Annotated in this window: 16 protein-coding genes; 11 read left to right on the forward strand and 5 right to left on the reverse strand. The window is 40.4% G+C overall.

Going from position 1 to position 17,257, the window contains the following annotated elements:
- Positions 1 to 4: 4 nt before the first annotated feature.
- Both surA and lptD read right to left on the reverse strand, forming a co-directional pair.
- Positions 5 to 1,297, reverse strand: a complete 1,293-nt coding sequence (surA, locus tag NO991_RS15320; RefSeq protein ID WP_300362139.1) for a peptidylprolyl isomerase SurA — start codon at positions 1,295 to 1,297, stop codon at positions 5 to 7.
- A 36-nt stretch (positions 1,298 to 1,333) separates the two neighbouring features.
- Entirely contained in the window at positions 1,334 to 3,580 is a 2,247-nt protein-coding gene (gene lptD, locus NO991_RS15325) for an LPS assembly protein LptD (protein ID WP_300420691.1), read from the reverse strand.
- A gap of 103 nt (positions 3,581 to 3,683) precedes the next feature.
- Between lptD and NO991_RS15330 the strand changes: the two genes are divergently transcribed.
- The 3 genes from NO991_RS15330 to djlA are packed head-to-tail and all read left to right on the forward strand — an operon-like array spanning position 3,684 to position 6,234.
- On the forward strand, positions 3,684 to 4,685 hold the full coding sequence (locus NO991_RS15330) for an aminoglycoside phosphotransferase family protein (RefSeq protein WP_300420689.1): 1,002 nt from the start codon (positions 3,684 to 3,686) through the stop codon (positions 4,683 to 4,685).
- Entirely contained in the window at positions 4,682 to 5,338 is a 657-nt protein-coding gene (gene murU / locus NO991_RS15335) for an N-acetylmuramate alpha-1-phosphate uridylyltransferase MurU (protein WP_138619084.1), read from the forward strand. Before NO991_RS15330 ends, murU begins: the two co-directional genes overlap by 4 nt.
- 23 nt (positions 5,339 to 5,361) lie before the next feature.
- Positions 5,362 to 6,234 carry a co-chaperone DjlA gene (gene djlA / locus NO991_RS15340; protein ID WP_054551003.1) on the forward strand — a complete coding sequence of 291 codons (873 nt, stop codon included), beginning with the start codon at positions 5,362 to 5,364 and terminating at the stop codon, positions 6,232 to 6,234.
- Here djlA and NO991_RS15345 read toward each other — a convergent pair.
- Positions 6,217 to 7,152 carry a DUF3530 family protein gene (locus NO991_RS15345; RefSeq protein WP_138619088.1) on the reverse strand — a complete coding sequence of 312 codons (936 nt, stop codon included), beginning with the start codon at positions 7,150 to 7,152 and terminating at the stop codon, positions 6,217 to 6,219. The genes djlA and NO991_RS15345 overlap by 18 nt on opposite strands.
- 80 nt (positions 7,153 to 7,232) lie before the next feature.
- Complete coding sequence (gene rluA / locus NO991_RS15350; protein ID WP_187490285.1) at positions 7,233 to 7,886, reverse strand: bifunctional tRNA pseudouridine(32) synthase/23S rRNA pseudouridine(746) synthase RluA; 654 nt, start codon at positions 7,884 to 7,886, stop codon at positions 7,233 to 7,235.
- Positions 7,887 to 8,019: 133 nt separating this feature from the next.
- Here rluA and NO991_RS15355 point away from each other — a divergent pair, with 133 nt between their 5' ends.
- Positions 8,020 to 8,250: a hypothetical protein gene (locus NO991_RS15355; protein WP_187490286.1), complete on the forward strand. Its 231-nt coding sequence runs from the start codon at positions 8,020 to 8,022 to the stop codon at positions 8,248 to 8,250.
- Between the two features lie 55 nt (positions 8,251 to 8,305).
- Here NO991_RS15355 and rapA read toward each other — a convergent pair whose 3' ends face one another.
- Positions 8,306 to 11,200 carry an RNA polymerase-associated protein RapA gene (gene rapA, locus NO991_RS15360; protein WP_300362551.1) on the reverse strand — a complete coding sequence of 965 codons (2,895 nt, stop codon included), beginning with the start codon at positions 11,198 to 11,200 and terminating at the stop codon, positions 8,306 to 8,308.
- A gap of 299 nt (positions 11,201 to 11,499) precedes the next feature.
- Between rapA and NO991_RS15365 the strand changes: the two genes are divergently transcribed.
- The 7 genes from NO991_RS15365 to NO991_RS15395 all read left to right on the forward strand — a co-directional run bounded on the left by NO991_RS15365 (position 11,500) and on the right by NO991_RS15395 (position 17,245).
- Positions 11,500 to 12,864 (forward strand): PhoH family protein, encoded by a 1,365-nt coding sequence (locus tag NO991_RS15365; protein WP_300418929.1) that lies wholly within the window; start codon positions 11,500 to 11,502, stop codon positions 12,862 to 12,864.
- On the forward strand, positions 12,864 to 14,246 hold the full coding sequence (locus NO991_RS15370) for a PhoH family protein (RefSeq protein ID WP_062566157.1): 1,383 nt from the start codon (positions 12,864 to 12,866) through the stop codon (positions 14,244 to 14,246). The genes NO991_RS15365 and NO991_RS15370 overlap by 1 nt, the downstream gene beginning before the upstream one ends.
- A gap of 194 nt (positions 14,247 to 14,440) precedes the next feature.
- Complete coding sequence (locus NO991_RS15375) at positions 14,441 to 14,803, forward strand: hypothetical protein (protein ID WP_076920056.1); 363 nt, start codon at positions 14,441 to 14,443, stop codon at positions 14,801 to 14,803.
- Between the two features lie 207 nt (positions 14,804 to 15,010).
- Complete coding sequence (locus NO991_RS15380) at positions 15,011 to 16,048, forward strand: hypothetical protein (RefSeq protein WP_135923573.1); 1,038 nt, start codon at positions 15,011 to 15,013, stop codon at positions 16,046 to 16,048.
- Positions 16,045 to 16,362, forward strand: a complete 318-nt coding sequence (locus tag NO991_RS15385; protein WP_135923574.1) for a hypothetical protein — start codon at positions 16,045 to 16,047, stop codon at positions 16,360 to 16,362. Before NO991_RS15380 ends, NO991_RS15385 begins: the two co-directional genes overlap by 4 nt.
- A gap of 12 nt (positions 16,363 to 16,374) precedes the next feature.
- Positions 16,375 to 16,722, forward strand: coding sequence for a hypothetical protein (locus NO991_RS15390; RefSeq protein ID WP_135923575.1), 348 nt, complete (start codon positions 16,375 to 16,377; stop codon positions 16,720 to 16,722).
- A 157-nt stretch (positions 16,723 to 16,879) separates the two neighbouring features.
- Positions 16,880 to 17,245, forward strand: coding sequence for a hypothetical protein (locus NO991_RS15395; RefSeq protein ID WP_235403999.1), 366 nt, complete (start codon positions 16,880 to 16,882; stop codon positions 17,243 to 17,245).
- The last annotated feature ends 12 nt before the right edge of the window (positions 17,246 to 17,257 follow it).

The following is a 17,257-nucleotide window of genomic DNA, read 5'->3' on the forward strand; positions in this document are numbered from 1 at the left end:
ATTATTATTCTGTTGGGAAAATATCAACGTGTGCTTGCTCACGCATTTCTTGCTGCCAGTTGAAACTTTCTTCTTTAAATTTACGATTAAACAGTAGTTGGTGAGCGCGGTTACGTTTAGCTTGCTCTGTTTTATCTGCTACACGCTTATCAAGTAGCTGTACAATGTGCCAACCAAACTGAGTTCTGAATGGCTCACTGATTTCATTTTTATCTAGAGAAAGCAGGGTATTTTTAAACTCTGGTACATAGGTGCTTGGGTCAGTCCAGTCGTACTCACCACCTTTTAGTGCTGAACCTGGATCTTCAGAGTACTCTTTAGCAAGTTCTGCAAAGTCAGCTTTACCATCACGAAGATCTTTTGCAAAGCCTTTAAGCATGTCACGCGCTTTTTCTTCGCTTAAAATAATTGATGGTTTAACTAAGATATGGCGTGAACGAACTTCTGTTGTTTCAACAACTTGACGACCACGAACATCTTGCACTTTGACGATGTGGAAACCAGCACCTGAACGAAGCGGACCAACAATGTCATCTTTTTTATGACCTTTTACAGCTTCTGCGAATAGCGATGGCATTTCGTTGATGCTCATCCAACCAAGCTGACCACCCTCAAGTGCCTTTGAGCCGCTTGAAGATGAAATAGCAATACGCTTGAACTCTTTGCCTTCTTTTAAAAACTCAATAACTTTCTCAGCTCGCGTTTTAGCGCTCGCAATTTCATCCGCAGTAGCATCACTAGGAATATCAATCAAGATATGGCCAATGTCATATTCTTCGGCATTTTTACCTTGTGTTTCCATGATTTTTAACAGGTTATCAATTTCTTGCGTACTGATATAAATACGGCGATCCACGTTCATGCGAGTTACTTGTTGCGTGGTGATCTCTTTACGGATTTCTTCGCGATATGCAGGGTAGCTGTCTCCAGCCGCTTCAATTGTCCGACGTAAGTCAGCAATACTGCCACCTTGCTCACGCGCCATATTTTCTAAAGTTTGGTCTAATTGCGAGTCTGAAATCTCAAGACCCATACGCTCAGCAAGTTGCATCATTAGTTCTTGGCTAACTAAACGCTCAATGGCTTGAATTCGCAGTGTATCATCAGAAGGTAATTCTTGACCTTGCTCTGCAGCCTGAGTCTTTACGCGATTAACAATGGTGTCTACTTCACTTTGTAAGATAACACCTTGGTTAACAACGCCCACCACTTTGTCAATTTCAACTGGTTTTGCGAAAACGCTTTGGCATAGGCCAACTGTTAATAATGCTGATGCAAATAATTTTTTTAAATTCATACTTTTTCTAATACTCTTGCTAATAGTACTGCGGTACTAGTTATTAAGAAAATACGGTCTACGATAGCCAAAAATACCTTGTTGTAATAATTTTTGTGCATCATAACGGCTTTTGCTTCCAAGCCCTTTTAACACAATATTGAAACCAATACTTGTGTCAAAGGTGGCTTGCTCTTGACCAATCGCCTGGTTCAAATCAGTTTCGATTTGACGACGGCCTGTGATTTGAAACGCCCAACAGCATGATTCATACTGAAGACCGCTGAAAACCTCAATACTACGACCGCTCTCTAAATCACGGTGGTAGCTGCCAACAAACTGCCAATCTTCTGATAGCGGAATGCTGGTAAATAGACCAACTTGCTCGATTGTATTGCCTGAGACATCATTTGCATAGCGATGGTTCAATTGCACGAGCTGTTTATCGTCACCTTTATAATCTAAGGTGATATTTGACTGAATAATTTCTTTACCATCAGTGTCGTACTGGATACCACCTGATAAATACCAACGACGGTGCCAATGTAACATGGTTTGCGCTGCAAACAAGGCATTGTAGTTAGTGTCGGAGTCGATACCTTGTGATGTAGGCTTGGCATCATTACTTAAATAAAAAATTTGTCCGGCACTGAAGTTAAATACTTCTTCATTTTCACTACTAAATAAGCGTGTTGTTGCACCTAACGTAAATTGGTTTGCAGTTGCTATTCGGTCGATACTTGAAAAACGGCGATCTCTAAATAAGCCAAAGAAATCGTCTTGTAATTTTGCTGTATCGTAAAGACCAATATTTGATTGGTCTTTATTTGGCGTATATAAGTACTGAATTTGTGGTTCAAGAGTTTGAATACCATCTTTAAAGAAAAATGCAGTATCACGCTCAAAATTTAATTGGCTGTATAAACGTACTTTAGGTAGGGTTCGAGTGACATTTTCATCAAACTCGGTACCAGCTAAGTCACCATGTTGGTTGTATTCAGTATGTAATACGCTGAACTCAGATAAAAATGACCATGCGTATTCTTGATAACCAAAACTTGCTTTAGGCTCTATATGAACACGGCTTGCTTCATCAATTACAGCTTCATCATTCGTGAAATAACTGAGCTCACCATCAAGGGTTAAATCAATGCCATAAAAATCATATGCATCAGTTTGCGAAAAACTAATTTGTGGCAACGCCGCATATGATTCACGGTGATCACCAAGTACTTCAAAGCTTTGCAACTTGATATTGGTGCGCCAAGTGTCACCTAAGTGGGTTAGAGAGCCGGTGCGGTACAACTGAGTATCGGTGCGAGTCGCATAACCAGAGTTTAAATCGGTTAAGTAGTTATCATCACTGACGTTTGTTATGTCGATATTAGCACGCCAGTTTTCACCTAAATAACTTTGCTGTTGCCAGTGGAACAGGTAACGAGAGTCTACATTTGGCTCTTCGTCATCTTTGTCTAGGTACTCAACAGCAACTAAGCCATTATTTTGCTCAGTTAAGTAACGAAATTCCCCAATCATTTGTAAACCGCGTTTAGACATATAGCGCGGTGTTATAGTCGCGTCGTAATTTGGTGCAATATTCCAGTAATAAGGAGTAATGGTTTCGATACCATAGCGGCCTGAGCTCGAGAAGTTAGGTGTTAGTAAACCTGACTTACGACGGTCATCTAATGGGAAAGTAAAATAAGGAACATAAAGTACTGGGGTATCAAACACTCTAAGCACAGTATTATGTGTTTCGCCCCAACCTTCTTCTCTTGATAAGTCGATTTCGTCAGCTTCGATGGCCCACACAGGTGTTTCACCCGGACAGGTAGTAAAGCTTGCGTTCATCAGGTTTAGGCCAGACTCATTAACTGTTAGTTTTTCTGCGCCGCCATGACCAAGTTGATCAGTAAACTTATAGTCTGCGCCTAGCAAGCTCAATTCAGAATTGTTTAAATCTGCATTGAGTCCAGAGCTATTAATTTGGCTTACTTTATCGCGATAAACGATAGGACCGGTTGCATTAAGTAACCCACGTTGTTTGTCAATCAGTGCACTTTGTGCGGACAAATTCATCGTTAGGGTGTTAATATCTACATTACCGGTAAATTCTGCGCTTTGGGTACCCAATAGTTCAATATCATCGGATTTGATATCGATCATATTAAGTTCAAGGCCAGGGAGCGGTTGCCAAGCTCTGGTTTGCATTGAAGTGCCACAAAAATTGTGTGTCAGTTCAGTTTCGGCGAACGATGGTGCGCTAAGTACGCTTAGCATCATTATGCCCCAGGTTTTGCTCATTTAATGACCTTAATGCTCTTTGGTTGGATATAAGCTAGACATAATAAAGGAAAACAATGGCAAATACAGTAATTGACTTAGTGAAAAATAGATATCTTACTAAATGAATCGTTATAAAAGTTTACAGCAGTTTTTAAATCCTCACTTTAAAGAGGATGAATATCAATTAGCCGCCATCACTGGGGATGCGAGTTTTCGCCGGTATTTCCGCGTAAATACAAGTGATCAGAGCTATATTGTCATGGACTCAGATCCAGATAAATTAGATAACACGCCTTATATAGAGCTCAATAAAGTATTTTCTCAGCATGGGTTTAAATTACCAAAAATTCTTCAGGCTGATGAAAAACAAGGCTTCTTCTTGCTGAGTGATTTAGGCAATACTCATTTGGCTGATTTACTGGGCGACGAAGACCGCACTTTACACTACAAACATCTAATAAAGTTAAGTGCACAGTGGGCGCAAATTCCGCCTGCCCAATATATGAAAGTATTTGATGGCGAGTTTTTACAGTTTGAGCTAAGTATTTTTAGAGATTGGTTAGTCGATAACTTTATCGGTGAGCAACTCTCTGCTGATGAACAGCAAATGTGGCAACAAGCCTGTGAGTTATTAATTAATAATGCCCTTGAGCAACCAATTGTTACGGTGCACCGAGACTTCCATAGTCGCAATATTATGCGCACAGGGCAGCAATGGGCAATCATCGATTATCAAGATGCGGTGCAAGGGCCGGTGTGTTATGACCTTGTTTCATTATTAAGAGATTGCTATTTCAAGCTACCAGAACAAGAGCTCGACTACCTTTTACATTACGCTTATGACGAATTTAGCGAGCAGCAGCTATTGCAAGACACTTCGTTTGCGATGTTTAAACGTTGGTTTGACTTAACCGGCGTGCAGCGTCATTTAAAAGCTGCGGGCATATTTTGCCGATTAAAATTACGTGACGGTAAGTCTGGCTATTTGAATAATGTACTGCCAACCCTTACATACATCAGTAATGTCAGTAAAGAATACCCAGAGTTAACAGCCCTTGGTCAGTGGATAGAGCAGATAATTATTCCACAGACTAAGCAGCGTTTAACGAAAGAGTCCAAATGAAAGCAATGATCCTAGCGGCGGGGCGTGGTAAACGCATGATGCCGCTAACCGAAACGCAACCAAAGCCGATGCTAAAGATTAAAGGCAAGCCATTATTAGAGCATCATATTAATAACTTACGCCAAGCAGGCATTACCGATATTGTCATTAACCTTGCTTGGCAGGGTGACAAAATAACCGAGTATTTCGGTAATGGTTCGCAGTTTGGTGTAACGATCACTTATAGCCAAGAACAAGCTGGGGGGCTAGAAACCGCTGGGGGGATCATTCAAGCATTGCCGTTATTGGGCGAGCAATTTATTGTCATCAATGGTGATGTGTTTACTGATTACGATGTGACTTCGTTGATGCAGTTACACCTGCAAGCAGGAGAGGCGCATATTGTCCTTGTTGAAAATCCCGCGCATAATCCTGATGGTGATTTTGCGCTGAGTCATCTAAGCCCAGATAGTCAAAAGTATACTTTTTCCGGTATAAGTCGCTATCATGCTGATTTCTTTAAAGGTCTCAGCACTGGTATTCGTCCACTTGGGCCTATTTTGCGAGAAAAGCTCAGTGAGTATCAGGTTTCGACTGAACTTTATTTAGGTCAGTGGGATGACATTGGCACACCAGCCAGACTCGACGAAATCAATCAGCGTTTCGCTTTGTAAAAACAACAGAGGTTTGCCAAATTATGTGGGGAAAAGTACTCGGTTTTTGTTTTGGCTTTATGTTTGGCAAATTTATAGGAGCCTTACTAGGCCTATACCTAGGCCATATGTTCGATCGCAGCTTAAAACAAGATTTTGATAAAGCAGGTGGTTTTTCTGGTTTGTTTAAAGGCGATGATATTAACGAGCGCCAAGCACTTTTCTTTTCTAGCTGCTTTGCAGTGATGGGGCATATCGCCAAATCGAATGGTCGCGTTAGTGAAACGCATATTCGTGCTGCAAGTTTGTTTATGGACGAAATGGGTTTATCGGGTGATGAGCGAAGAGAAGCACAAGATGCCTTTCGTAGTGGTAAAGAAAGCGACTTTTCATTAAAAGAAACCGTTCATGACTTTAAAGAGCGCTTTGCTCGACGCCATGATTTATTGCAACTGTTCCTCGAAATACAAATTCAAATGGCCTTTTCTGATGGTCACCTTGCAGAGCAAGAAAAGCAGCTTTTGCAAGAGGTGAGTAAGCAGTTAGGTATTTCACGTACGCAGTTTGCAATTTTATTAAAACGTTACCAAGCCGAATTTGCATTTCGTCAGCAACAACAGCGTTTTTATGAACAGCAGCGTCAACAAAGTCAGCAAAATCGCAGCAGTCATAGTGAACAAAGAGGGCACAGTGTGCCACCGAATAATAGTATGAATCGCGCCCAAGCGTTGGCTCTTTTAGGTTTAAACAATGATGCTTCTGCGAGAGATATTAAAGTTGCTTATCGAAAGCTCATGGCTCAGCATCATCCCGATAAGCTGGTATCGCAAGGTTTACCAAAACATATGATGGAAGTTGCGGTAAAGAAAAGCCAAGATATTCAAGCGGCTTATGAGTATTTAAAAAAGGCGGCGTAAAAATCCGTCGACTTCTTTGAGCAGCCGCTGGTGCTGCTCAGGCTCTGAAGGCACACCAAATAACTCTCTTTGTCGGTAGTCATATTTTGCGTGTTTTCTTACCCAACGTTTTCTGTCTTTAACGCTTTGCAGCGTGTCAGGGTTGCCCTCACTATAGAAAATATCCAGTAGCGGTGGGCTGATAGTCGAAAGCGTCGCATTGAGATGCTGGTTACGAACACTGTTAGGTAAATAACTACCTAGGCTAATAAAAGCGTTTAGTTCGTTATTTGGAAAGCTAGCATAATGCTCAATCAAGAGCCCCGCACTGGCACCTTGTGCTACTACAATAATGTTGCCGCCTTCATCCATGGCACTGTTATACAAGGCATTGAATCTGGCAATTAGCTTTAATTTATAATCATCAAGTACGGCTTCACTAATATTAGGTTCACCTGTAACAAAATGCGGCGCTTGTTGTGTTTCGGCTGGTGGAGCAGGAGTTGATTGCTCATCGCCTTGTTGACTACTTTGTGTTGTTGACTCAGCTTCAGAGCTTTTAGGTGACTCGGGCGTTGTCACATCGACAGGGTGCCAATCAATGTCAGGCATGGTCATGGCAAGGGTTGCATAGCCAATTTCGTTTAACTGCTTGCGCAAAAAGTTAATACCAGCATTATTAGTGGGTAAGTGCTGCCAATCAGGAATGATTAGCACAATTCCGCGTTGACTGGCTGCCATCGATTGACGGTATAAACTAATGAACTCATCTTCACCGGCAAGCAGAGTACGTACTTCATCACTTGGTAAAAAGCGTTGAATATCGTTAGTGACCAAGCTTGACCAAGGGGTGGGTTTAATAAAATCGGCAGCATTCACATTGCCCATCAACGCAAAACAGGCTGCGTAAGCTAAGCGATGTGCGGGTTTTAAATTCATGCCGATATTACCTGAGTCTTTAATTAAATCAGTGATTAATTAACTATCGGCAGTCTTTATTAAATATTTAGCGAATTGTCTTAAAACTCAGGAGCGGCTTCAAAAATCAGTGTTTCACCGCTTGCAGGGTGAGCTAAGGTAAGCATTTCGGCATGCAGTTGTAAGCGGGGAGCCATGGCGAATGCCTCGGGGTGAGCATACAACTTATCGCCTAAAATAGGGTGACCTAATGACAGCATGTGCACACGTAGTTGGTGAGAACGCCCAGTAATAGGAGTCAGCTCGACACGAGTTGCATTCTGTTCATGCTCAAGTACTTTAAAATGGGTTAATGACGGTTTGCCATTGTCGTGATCAACCATTTGCTTTGGGCGGTTCGGCCAATCACAAATAAGTGGTAAATCTACAGAACCAGTTTCTTGCTCAAGCTTACCAAATACACGAGCAATGTAGCGTTTCGCGGTTTTTCTATCTTGAAACTGAATGCTTAAATTACGATGCGCTTCTTTATGCATAGCTAAACAAATAATGCCAGAGGTCGCCATATCAAGGCGGTGAACAATTTTTGCCGTTGGGAAAACGCGATTAATGCGAGCAATAAGGCAGTCGGCGTGTTTTGGGTCTTTTCCCGGCACAGTAAGTAAACCACTTGGTTTATTCACAATAAGTAAGTCATCGTCTTGATAAACAATACTTAAATAAGGTGTCATTGGGGGATTATAATTGAGTAACACAGCCAGCCTCGATGATATGCAAGGGCGCTATTTTAAAGGAGTATGAGCGCTTACACAATGCCAGAGCTGGTTTTCGAGTAGCAGCTAAGATACAGTAAATTCAGCTATGGAGTTTAAATAAAAGGACAAGTGAATGTTTCGCCTTGGTTTAATTCGCAGTAAACCTTGTACACGTTGTGGCTTAGAAGTTAATGACCTTGAGCCAGAGTGCCCGCACTGTAAAGGCTTTTCAGGCCTACAAGCAGTATATTTAAAGCAGGCTTATAAAGACGATTTAATACAAAGAAATAAAAGCTTAGCTAAGTTATTTTGCAAGCTAGCGGTATTGGCCGTAATTATTACCCTTGTGGTGTTTTTTGCATAAAAAACGCGATGTGAAAGCACATCGCGTTTGTAGTTTTGAGTTTAGCGCTTCAACGTTAGTGAGAAACGACAATTAAACGAATTGCATCCAGTTTAACTTGGGCTTTTTCGATGTAAGTAGTGAGTTCAGTACGTTGCTTATCAAAAAAGCTAAGCTCTTCATCACGAATATTTGGGTTGATCTGCTTAAGTGCCGTTAAACGAGCTTGTTCTTCACCGAGTGCAGTTTGCATTTTCTCTAGTGATTCAGCACGCAGTGCTTCTAGCTTGGTTTGTGCCATGCCTTGTGCGCTGGTGATCATTGGGTGAATGGCACTTTGTAGCGCGCTGGCTAATTTACTTGCAGTTTGGCGACCAACCGCAGACAACTGCTGATTGAAAGCATCAAAAGCAACATTATCAGCCAGATTGTTACTGCCCTTATCTAATAAGATACGAATAGGCGTTGGTGGCAAAAAGCGGCCAACCTGAAGTGCTTTAGGCGCCATCGCCTCCGCAATGAAAATGAGCTCAACAAAGAAGGTACCAGCAGGTAGCTTTTTGTTTTTCAGTAACGCCACAGAGGCAGTACCAAAGTCATCATCACAAATCATGTCTAAGCTGCCTTGCACCATTGGGTGATCCCAACTGATGAAATGCGCGTCTTCTTGCGAAAGCGAGGTGCTGCGATCAAACGTTACTGTGATGCCATCATCTTTTAAGCATGGGAAAGATGGGTTTAACATGTGCTCAGTTGGTTTTAAGATAATGGTATTTTCACCTTTATCTTCTTGGCTTACCCCAAAGGTGTCAAACACATTGATCATATAACTTGGTAGCGTGAATTGATCGTCTAATTCTTCGATATCAGCTACAAGGCTTTCTGCTCGGCCTTGGCCACTTGAATGCAGCTCTAGTAAGCGGTCACGACCACTTTCCATTTGCTTACGAAGCTTGGCATTTTGACCTGCAACTTGTTCTAGTAGTGGGTCTAGCTCTTCTTCGTCGCAATTGTGTGCACCAATAAACTCAAGCAATTCTTCGCCATACTCTTTATACAGCATTTGCCCTGTTGTCGAGGTTGTTTCAAACGCATCTAAGCCTTCGTTGTACCAACGCAGTAACACTTCTTGTGCGGTGTTTTCAAAATACGGCACATGAATGTTTACGTCTTGAGTTTGACCAATACGGTCAAGACGACCAATACGTTGCTCAAGTAAGTCTGGGTTTAGTGGTAAATCAAACAATACTAAGTGATGCGAGAATTGGAAGTTACGACCTTCAGAACCAATTTCAGAACAAAGTAGAATCTGCGCGCTGTCGTACTCGTCGGCAAAATAAGCCGCTGCACGGTCACGTTCTACAATCGACATGCCTTCGTGGAAAACAGAGGCTTTAATTGCTTCACGCTCACGTAAAATCTGTTCTAGGCTAAGTGCGGTTTCGGCTTTAGCACAGATAAGCAGTACTTTTTCGTGTTTAAGGGTTTTTAAGGTTTCGATTAACCAATCAACACGTGGGTCAAATGCCCCCCAGCTAGCATTTTCACCTTCAAACTCTTGGAAGATCTTTTCAGGGAATAGAGCGCGAAGTGCCGTTAGTTCAGCATTTTGAATGCCGCCCATGTTACCCAGTACCGACATCGCCGTTTTATATTGTTTAGGCATTGCCATAGGGTATGCATGAAGCTTACGGCTTGGGTAACCATCAATACCGCTGCGGCTATTTCTAAATAAAATACGACCCGTACCATGGCGGTCTAGCAGCATTGATAATATTTCGTTGCGCGCCGTTTCATCACCTTGCTCTGCTTTGGCTAAAAGCTCTGTGATATCGGTTTCTTTTAATAGTTCTTTTAATGTTGCTCGAGATGCATCATCAAGGCCTTTTTCACCCAGTAATTGATTAGCAGCTTCAGCAACCTCTTTGTAGTTGCTTTCTTCTTCAACAAACGCATCGTAGTCGTAGAAACGATCAGGGTCGAGTAATTGCAAGCGGGCAAAGTGACTGCGGTGACCAAGTTGATCTGGCGTCGCTGTTAATAAGATAAGACCTGGAATATCTTGGCTTAACTCTGCCATGCGTTGGTATTCAGTGCTTGGCTTACCATTATTGATACTTAAATGGTGCGCTTCATCAACAACCAATAAATCCCAATCAGCCAGGGTTGCTTGCTCAAACCAACGTTTTTTCTTGCTTAAGAACTCAAGGCTAGTAAGTACTAACTGTTCTGTTTCGAATACGTTTGGTGAGTCTGCAAATGCTTCATCACAACGCTCTTCATCAAAGATTGAAAAACGTAAGTTAAAGCGGCGTAGCATTTCGACTAACCACTGATGCTGTAAGTTTTCAGGCACAACAATCAATACACGGCTAGCTCGGCCACTGATGATCTGTTGATGTAAAATCATACCTGCTTCAATGGTTTTACCTAAACCTACTTCATCAGAAAGTAATACGCGTGGTGCAAAACGTTTACCTACTTCTTGTGCAATATAAAGCTGATGCGGAATAAGGTTTGCACGCTGACCAATTAAACCTTTTAAAGGTGATTGTTGGCGCTCAAACTGGTGCTGCCAAGTTTGGTAGCGCAGGGTATAGCGGTCAAAGCGGTCCACTTGACCTGCAAATAAACGGTCTTGTGGTTTATTGAATTTGATAAAGTGATCTAAAAAGGTTTCTTTTAACTGCGCTTTTTCACCATTATCAACGCGAATGCCGTGATAGCATAGTAACTCGCCTTGCTCTTCAACAGACTCAACTTCTAATTCCCACTCTTCAACGCTGCGAATAATATCACCTGGATTAAATGCGACACGAGTAACAGGCGCTTCTGTTAAAGAATAAACTCTGTTTTCTCCACTGGCTGGAAATAAAATGCTGACCTGACGGCCTTCAAGGGCAACAACGGTGCCTAATCCTAAATCTGACTCAGTATCACTGATCCAACGCTGACCTAAGGAAAAATTCATGTATGTCTCGTCTATGAAGAAAAAAGGCGGCTATGTTACCTGTAACGCCATGCTACTTCAAGGCAGTAAACTCGCCGCACACAATTAAATTTAGTCAACCTTTTTAAGCCATTATTAATGGTAAAAATTGTATGTATTTTAACCAGTTAAATAATTGTATATTTGTTTGTCATAAAAAGGACTTTTGTCGTAAATAGACTAAACTGAGTATATACCTGACGAATAAACCATAGCTTCATCCGCCGCTTGTTTAGTTTATTGGGTATAGCATAAAAATCATAAAACGTAAGGAAAGTGCTATGGAAAAAGCTTCGAACCTTGATAGTAAAATGTATGTGCTCGATACCAATGTATTACTCCACGAACCCCTCGCTTATTTATCTTTCCAAGAACATGATGTTGTTATCCCCATGACAGTATTAGAAGAGCTCGACCACATTAAAGATAGGAAACATGACGTTAGCCGTGACGCCCGTGTTGCTATTCGTGGTTTAGATGAAGTTCTAAAGGACGCTTCGCCAGAGCAAATGTTGCAGGGTGTCGCGCTCCCTAGTAACAAAAAGGCAAAATCAGAATCTCGTGGCCGCTTAATTATTGTTAATGACCATTTATTTGCAGACAGTATTTCGGGTTTACCTGGCAACGAAAACGACCATCGTATTATCAATTGCGCTGTACATCTGCAAAAACAGCACAGTGACAGCAAGGTGGTGCTTGTCACTAAAGACATCAATATGCGCCTTAAAGCGAAAGGGGCAGGGCTTAAATTTGTTGAAGACTACAGAACAGACCAATTAATTGACGACATAGCGTTGCTTACAAGCGGCTATAAAAAAATTGACGGTGATTTTTGGCAACAGGTTGGAGAATGTGAAACAGAGCAGCAAGGCCGAGATACCTATCATTATGTGGCAAAAAGCACGATTAGCGATGTGTTCTGCAATGAATATATTTTAGATGAAAGCGACCACTTTGCGGCTCGAGTAACAAGCTACGATGATAAACAAATTACTTTAAAAGATATCAGTGTTGAGCGCTTGATGAGTCATACCGCGTGGGGTGTAAAACCAAAAAATGTTTATCAAGGGATGGCACTTGATGCGCTACTTGACCCAAGTATTGAATTGGTGATTTTAACTGGTCCCGCTGGCTGTGGTAAAACCTTACTTGCTCTTGCTAGTGCCCTCGAAATGATTATTGAAAAAGGCATTTACGATAAAGTGATTGTTACGCGTAATACCCCAGAGATTGCTGAATCAATTGGCTTTTTACCTGGCACTGAAGAAGAGAAAATGGCGCCGTGGTTAGCTGCCATTACCGATACGTTAGAAGTGCTGCATAAAGGAGATGAGAATCCGATTTCGAGCCGTAATTACATTATGGAAAAAGCCAACGTACAGTTTAAATCGGTAAACTTTATGCGTGGTCGTAGTATTCAAAATGCGGTTGTCATTTTACAACCCCGAATTGGGGGTATTTTAAAGTTTTTACCCCCTTGTTTTTATTGGCCTGTAGAAAAAGTAAAAAGAATTTCCAAAAAAATTGATTACCTTAGCTACTCTGAGCAGTCTCTCAACAATAAACCTTTACTCAAAATTTGTAATTTACAAGAAAAGTACAACACAAAGCCTAGCAACGATTCAATCTTTTGGGAGGCTGCGTAATGAAAAGCTCTATTGATAATCGAAATCCTCGTGTACTAGACACATCTGCATTAGTACATGATCCAAAATCTATTTTTAGCTACAAAGATGATATTTACATCTGTCTAACTGTCCTTGAAGAGCTTGATAACCTGAAAGAAAGAACTAATAAATCGGTAAGTGCCGATGCCCGTATGTGCATTAGAATGCTTGAAGACATTATAAATGGACATACAGCCGAGGAAATGGAAATAGGTATTCCTTTACCATCTACCGAAACAGCCCAGAGAGGAAAGCTTTTCATTGGAATTGACACTCAATTGGATCTGGCTAAGGAGTTAAAGCACGGGATAGGAAGTGATGCTGATAACAGAATAATTAATTATGCTTTATATCTTCAAAAAGAACTCAATAAAGACGTAATAATTGTTAGCCGTGACATTAATATGCGCTTGAAAGCTCGAACCGTAGGGGTCATGGCAGAAGACGTTGCCGTAGATAATCAAATATCAGATATTGATCTTTTATACACAGGGGTACAAGCCTTTAAAGGAGATCTTTTTGATCGAATTAAATCAGACAAAGACTTCAAGGTTTCAGGAGAAGTTTATACTTTCCCAATAAGTCTATTTAATGATGAAGTTCAGCCAAACATGTATTGGTACGATGAAGCTGGACACATTGGGCGAATTTCAGAAGTAACAGATACTGAGGTATTCACAAAGCTATTGCCTCGTAAACAAGAAAAAGTATGGGGCATTTTGCCTAAAAATCAGCGTCAGTCGGTAGCTTTAAGCCAATTAACAGACCCTTACTATGATTTAAATATCATCCTTGGTCCTGCTGGCTCCGGAAAAACTTTTTTGGCAGTTGCTTCGGCGCTGCATCAAGTATTGGAGTTGAAAAAGTACAAAAAAATCGTTGTGGTGCGCTCCAGAGACTTTATGGACGACGATCCGGGATTCTTACCGGGGGATTTAACTGAAAAATCAATGCCTCTTCTGGCAGGTATTACTGACGCATTAATTTCGATGCACTCGGATGATAATCATGAAGGAAATGTCTACGCTACAGTCGAGCATGTGATTGAAAAAGCCAATATAGAATTTACTAGCATGGCTTATTTTCGTGGCCGTTCAATAGACGATGCTGTTTTAATCATTGATGAAGCTCAAAACATGACTAGAGCGCAAATCAAGGGCATGTTAAGCCGTGGTGGGAAAAATTGTCGGACAATCGTATTGGGCAACCTAGCCCAGATTGACGATAAGTTTGTAACACCTGCTTCTTCTGGTGCAAGTGCGGCTGTTAATGTGTTTCGTCATTATGAAAAAGGATCAGTGCTGATTTTTGATGAAGTAGAGCGTAGTAGCTTGGCTGAATTCACTGAAAAGAATATGTAGGCATCAAACTACCATTCACATTTCCTTATAATATTGCGACAATGGCCACTGCTTTTTGCAGTGGCTTTTCAGAGAAGCCCGTTCCCACGAAAACAGGACGAAATGGATTTACTCTGAACTAAAAGATTAAATATTCACATAAAAACTGAGTGACATAGGTGCGTGGCCTAGCGTTGCCGTTTTTTGGTGTATTGATGTCTTTTAATAAAGAAGACCTGCTAGTAAATATAAAAAGGCAGGCAAAACGATTATCTAAATTATTAACTATTCCCCTTGGACAAGCCCAAGAAGGGGCAGCTATTTGTCTATATGGCTGTGACAGTTACAGCGATTTACTAGTAAAAATAAAAGCTGAATCCTTTGATAACCCATTGATAGCACTGTCTGCACTCTCACCAAACTCGGAAATATTTTTAGTAAAAATATTAGCTAGCCACCTAGATAGCATTATTGGAAATTTTGAAAAAAAATTTCCCGGCTCCAATATAAATGAAGAGATGGTCGTATCCTTGTTTGGGCTTAGCTTTTCAGAGTTCAAACTCAAAATATCTACCTAAAGTTGTACAAATACGTAAGTTGTCATTTTGTTTTTTGGCGATATTATAATAAGAAGGCTGAACGGACAGCCTACGCCTACACATGTTTTTCGCCTTGAAAACGTGAACAGTGAAGCGGAGCATCCGTAAAAATTTGGTTATTTGAACAATAAATAAAGCAATGTGTTGGTAGGCCATTGTTTATTAAAAAGTTGTTTGGAGAACTAAATGATCTCACTTTATCAATTAAAGAATAAACTCAATAAACAAGCAAAAGAGTTTGCTGAGTTATTAGAGTTTCCTGATCTTTACGCCCAAGGCCTGTGGGCTAGAGGTGTTTATAACTGCCCTCATTTTTCTGATACCCATAATAGCCTCACTGAAGCATTTGAACAGAAAAAACTGGATTCAATTCTAAAGCACGATTCCCTGAAATATTTAATGATCAACGAACACGATGATCAAGAAATTATTGAATCGCTTCATAAAGAAATTGAGTCAATGGCAAACCGTATTGAAAGCCTGATGCTGGTAGATATTGAAACTTTAGATTTAGTTTCATTGATATACCAAGTTTTAGGGTTACCTGAAGATGCCAAGTTTATTGTTAATACAGGCGCAGACTTCCGCTTAGAGTGGCGACCATACTTTGATGCCTTTGATGATCCGTTGATAGTTCAATATGCAGATTTAAAAGTTCATGGTTGTTATTTCAGGCTCATAGCTTCAAAGTTTCCGGTTGAAAAGCTTTCCTTGGATGACATTAAAAAATACATGTACATCAATCATGTAAACCATAATGGTGAGTTCGAAGGCTGTATTTCTGAAGGAAATACATTTTCTAAGCATGTGCACTGGCTGGTGTTGACACTTGAATTATTCAGTAGCGGCAAAGTAAATAAGGCTCAGTTCAATCCAACAACCTTCAAAATCGAAGGTATGCGCTATTTGGTATACGGCTTCCCTCTGATTCCTTCCTTTGTATCTGATTGGCACAAACCTAATTTGTGTTTACGTGTTAAAAATCTAGATGGCGATCAGAAGTTCATTGTTCGTATCGATCAGCAAGATCTTGTTTTTTATGCGAGGCGCGTTGATACCAATTTTTTTAACACCATCGATTATGAAAAATACATTTCGTTGTATCAATCTAGTGTTCTGTCACATTTTGATGCTGACAACAATTTACTTAAAGTTGATGGGGTTAAATATCTAAGTTTCTTTCGTCCTTTTTCTGTAGAAGATATGAAAGGAGTTCAAGCATGAGACCTAGAGTAAAACTAACCAACGCAAAACTTATCTCAATTCAATCTGATACAGAGGAAAAAGTTGAACGGGTGCTTTACGGCACATTTGCTGACGAAAATGAAAATGGTAAAGAAGGAGATGCTTTATTCACGATAAAGGTTCTGGAAATCAATGGTCAAGAAAGTAAGTGCTTTGGTGTTGACTTTTATATCTTAGATGCTGTACCAAAAGAGTTTGATGTAAATGCATTTGAGTTTAATTTAATGCATGAGTGTATGTATTCTCCTAATAAGTTATTAGAGCTGCGAAATATGCTCCCGGCTAGTTATTAGTAAGGGAATACGTTGGATAGAATATATTTAAAGGATGCCTACATAGTATCTGTTTACGACTATAAAGAATTTGAAAAAATATTTCTTGGCGAGTTTTTATCAGGGGTGGTTATTGAAGATGAAACATTCAGGTTCCGGCCATTTCAGCAAATCGTGACTTCAAAGGTTGTTAGCAAATCTGCTGATGAGGATAAGTTAGAAATATACACACATAGTGAGAGTTGTTATGTGATTGATGCTGACCATAAGTTAATTGATATTTCGTTTGTTGAACTGGTTGTTATGAGGGCGGGAGCTTATTCGGTAGATCGAGTTTTAGAAATGAGAGAGCAACTTAAGTCTCAAAATAAAAGCCATTGAATAACGAAGATAAAAAGTCTGATGAGATTATTATTTGTCACTTACCTCTTTGAAAAAATTGACGTTAGTCAAATATTCATAAATGTTTACATGACATCAATTTACTTATTCGAAAATTTGTATTAGCATAGACAATGTATATTTTTATGAGAATTTTATGTCTAAAGCATTTTCAAAAGTCTTAGTAATAACGCTTATGCTGTTTGCCTTTGTAGGGCAAGCATTTGCGTATTCTGCTATGCCGTGCGAAATGTCATCAGGTTCTCACGAATCACACATGAACATGAACATGAACATGAACATGGATCATGGTGATATGAATAAAAGCAGTAATGGTCAATCAGAAGATTGTTGTGACGTTGAATGTGTTTGTCCTGCAAATGCTTGCTCATCTACGACAGTCCTAAATTCCAGTATTGATTCGACAGATATTCAAATATTGAGTGAATCTGTAGCTGCTCTGCAATCTAAACAACCTCATTCAATTTCCACTTCCCTTTATCGTCCACCAATTTTTGCCTAATACAGGATTAGT

The organism is Pseudoalteromonas sp. DY56-GL22, assembly GCF_041414715.1.
Classification (GTDB): Bacteria; Pseudomonadota; Gammaproteobacteria; order Enterobacterales; family Alteromonadaceae; genus Pseudoalteromonas; species Pseudoalteromonas simplex.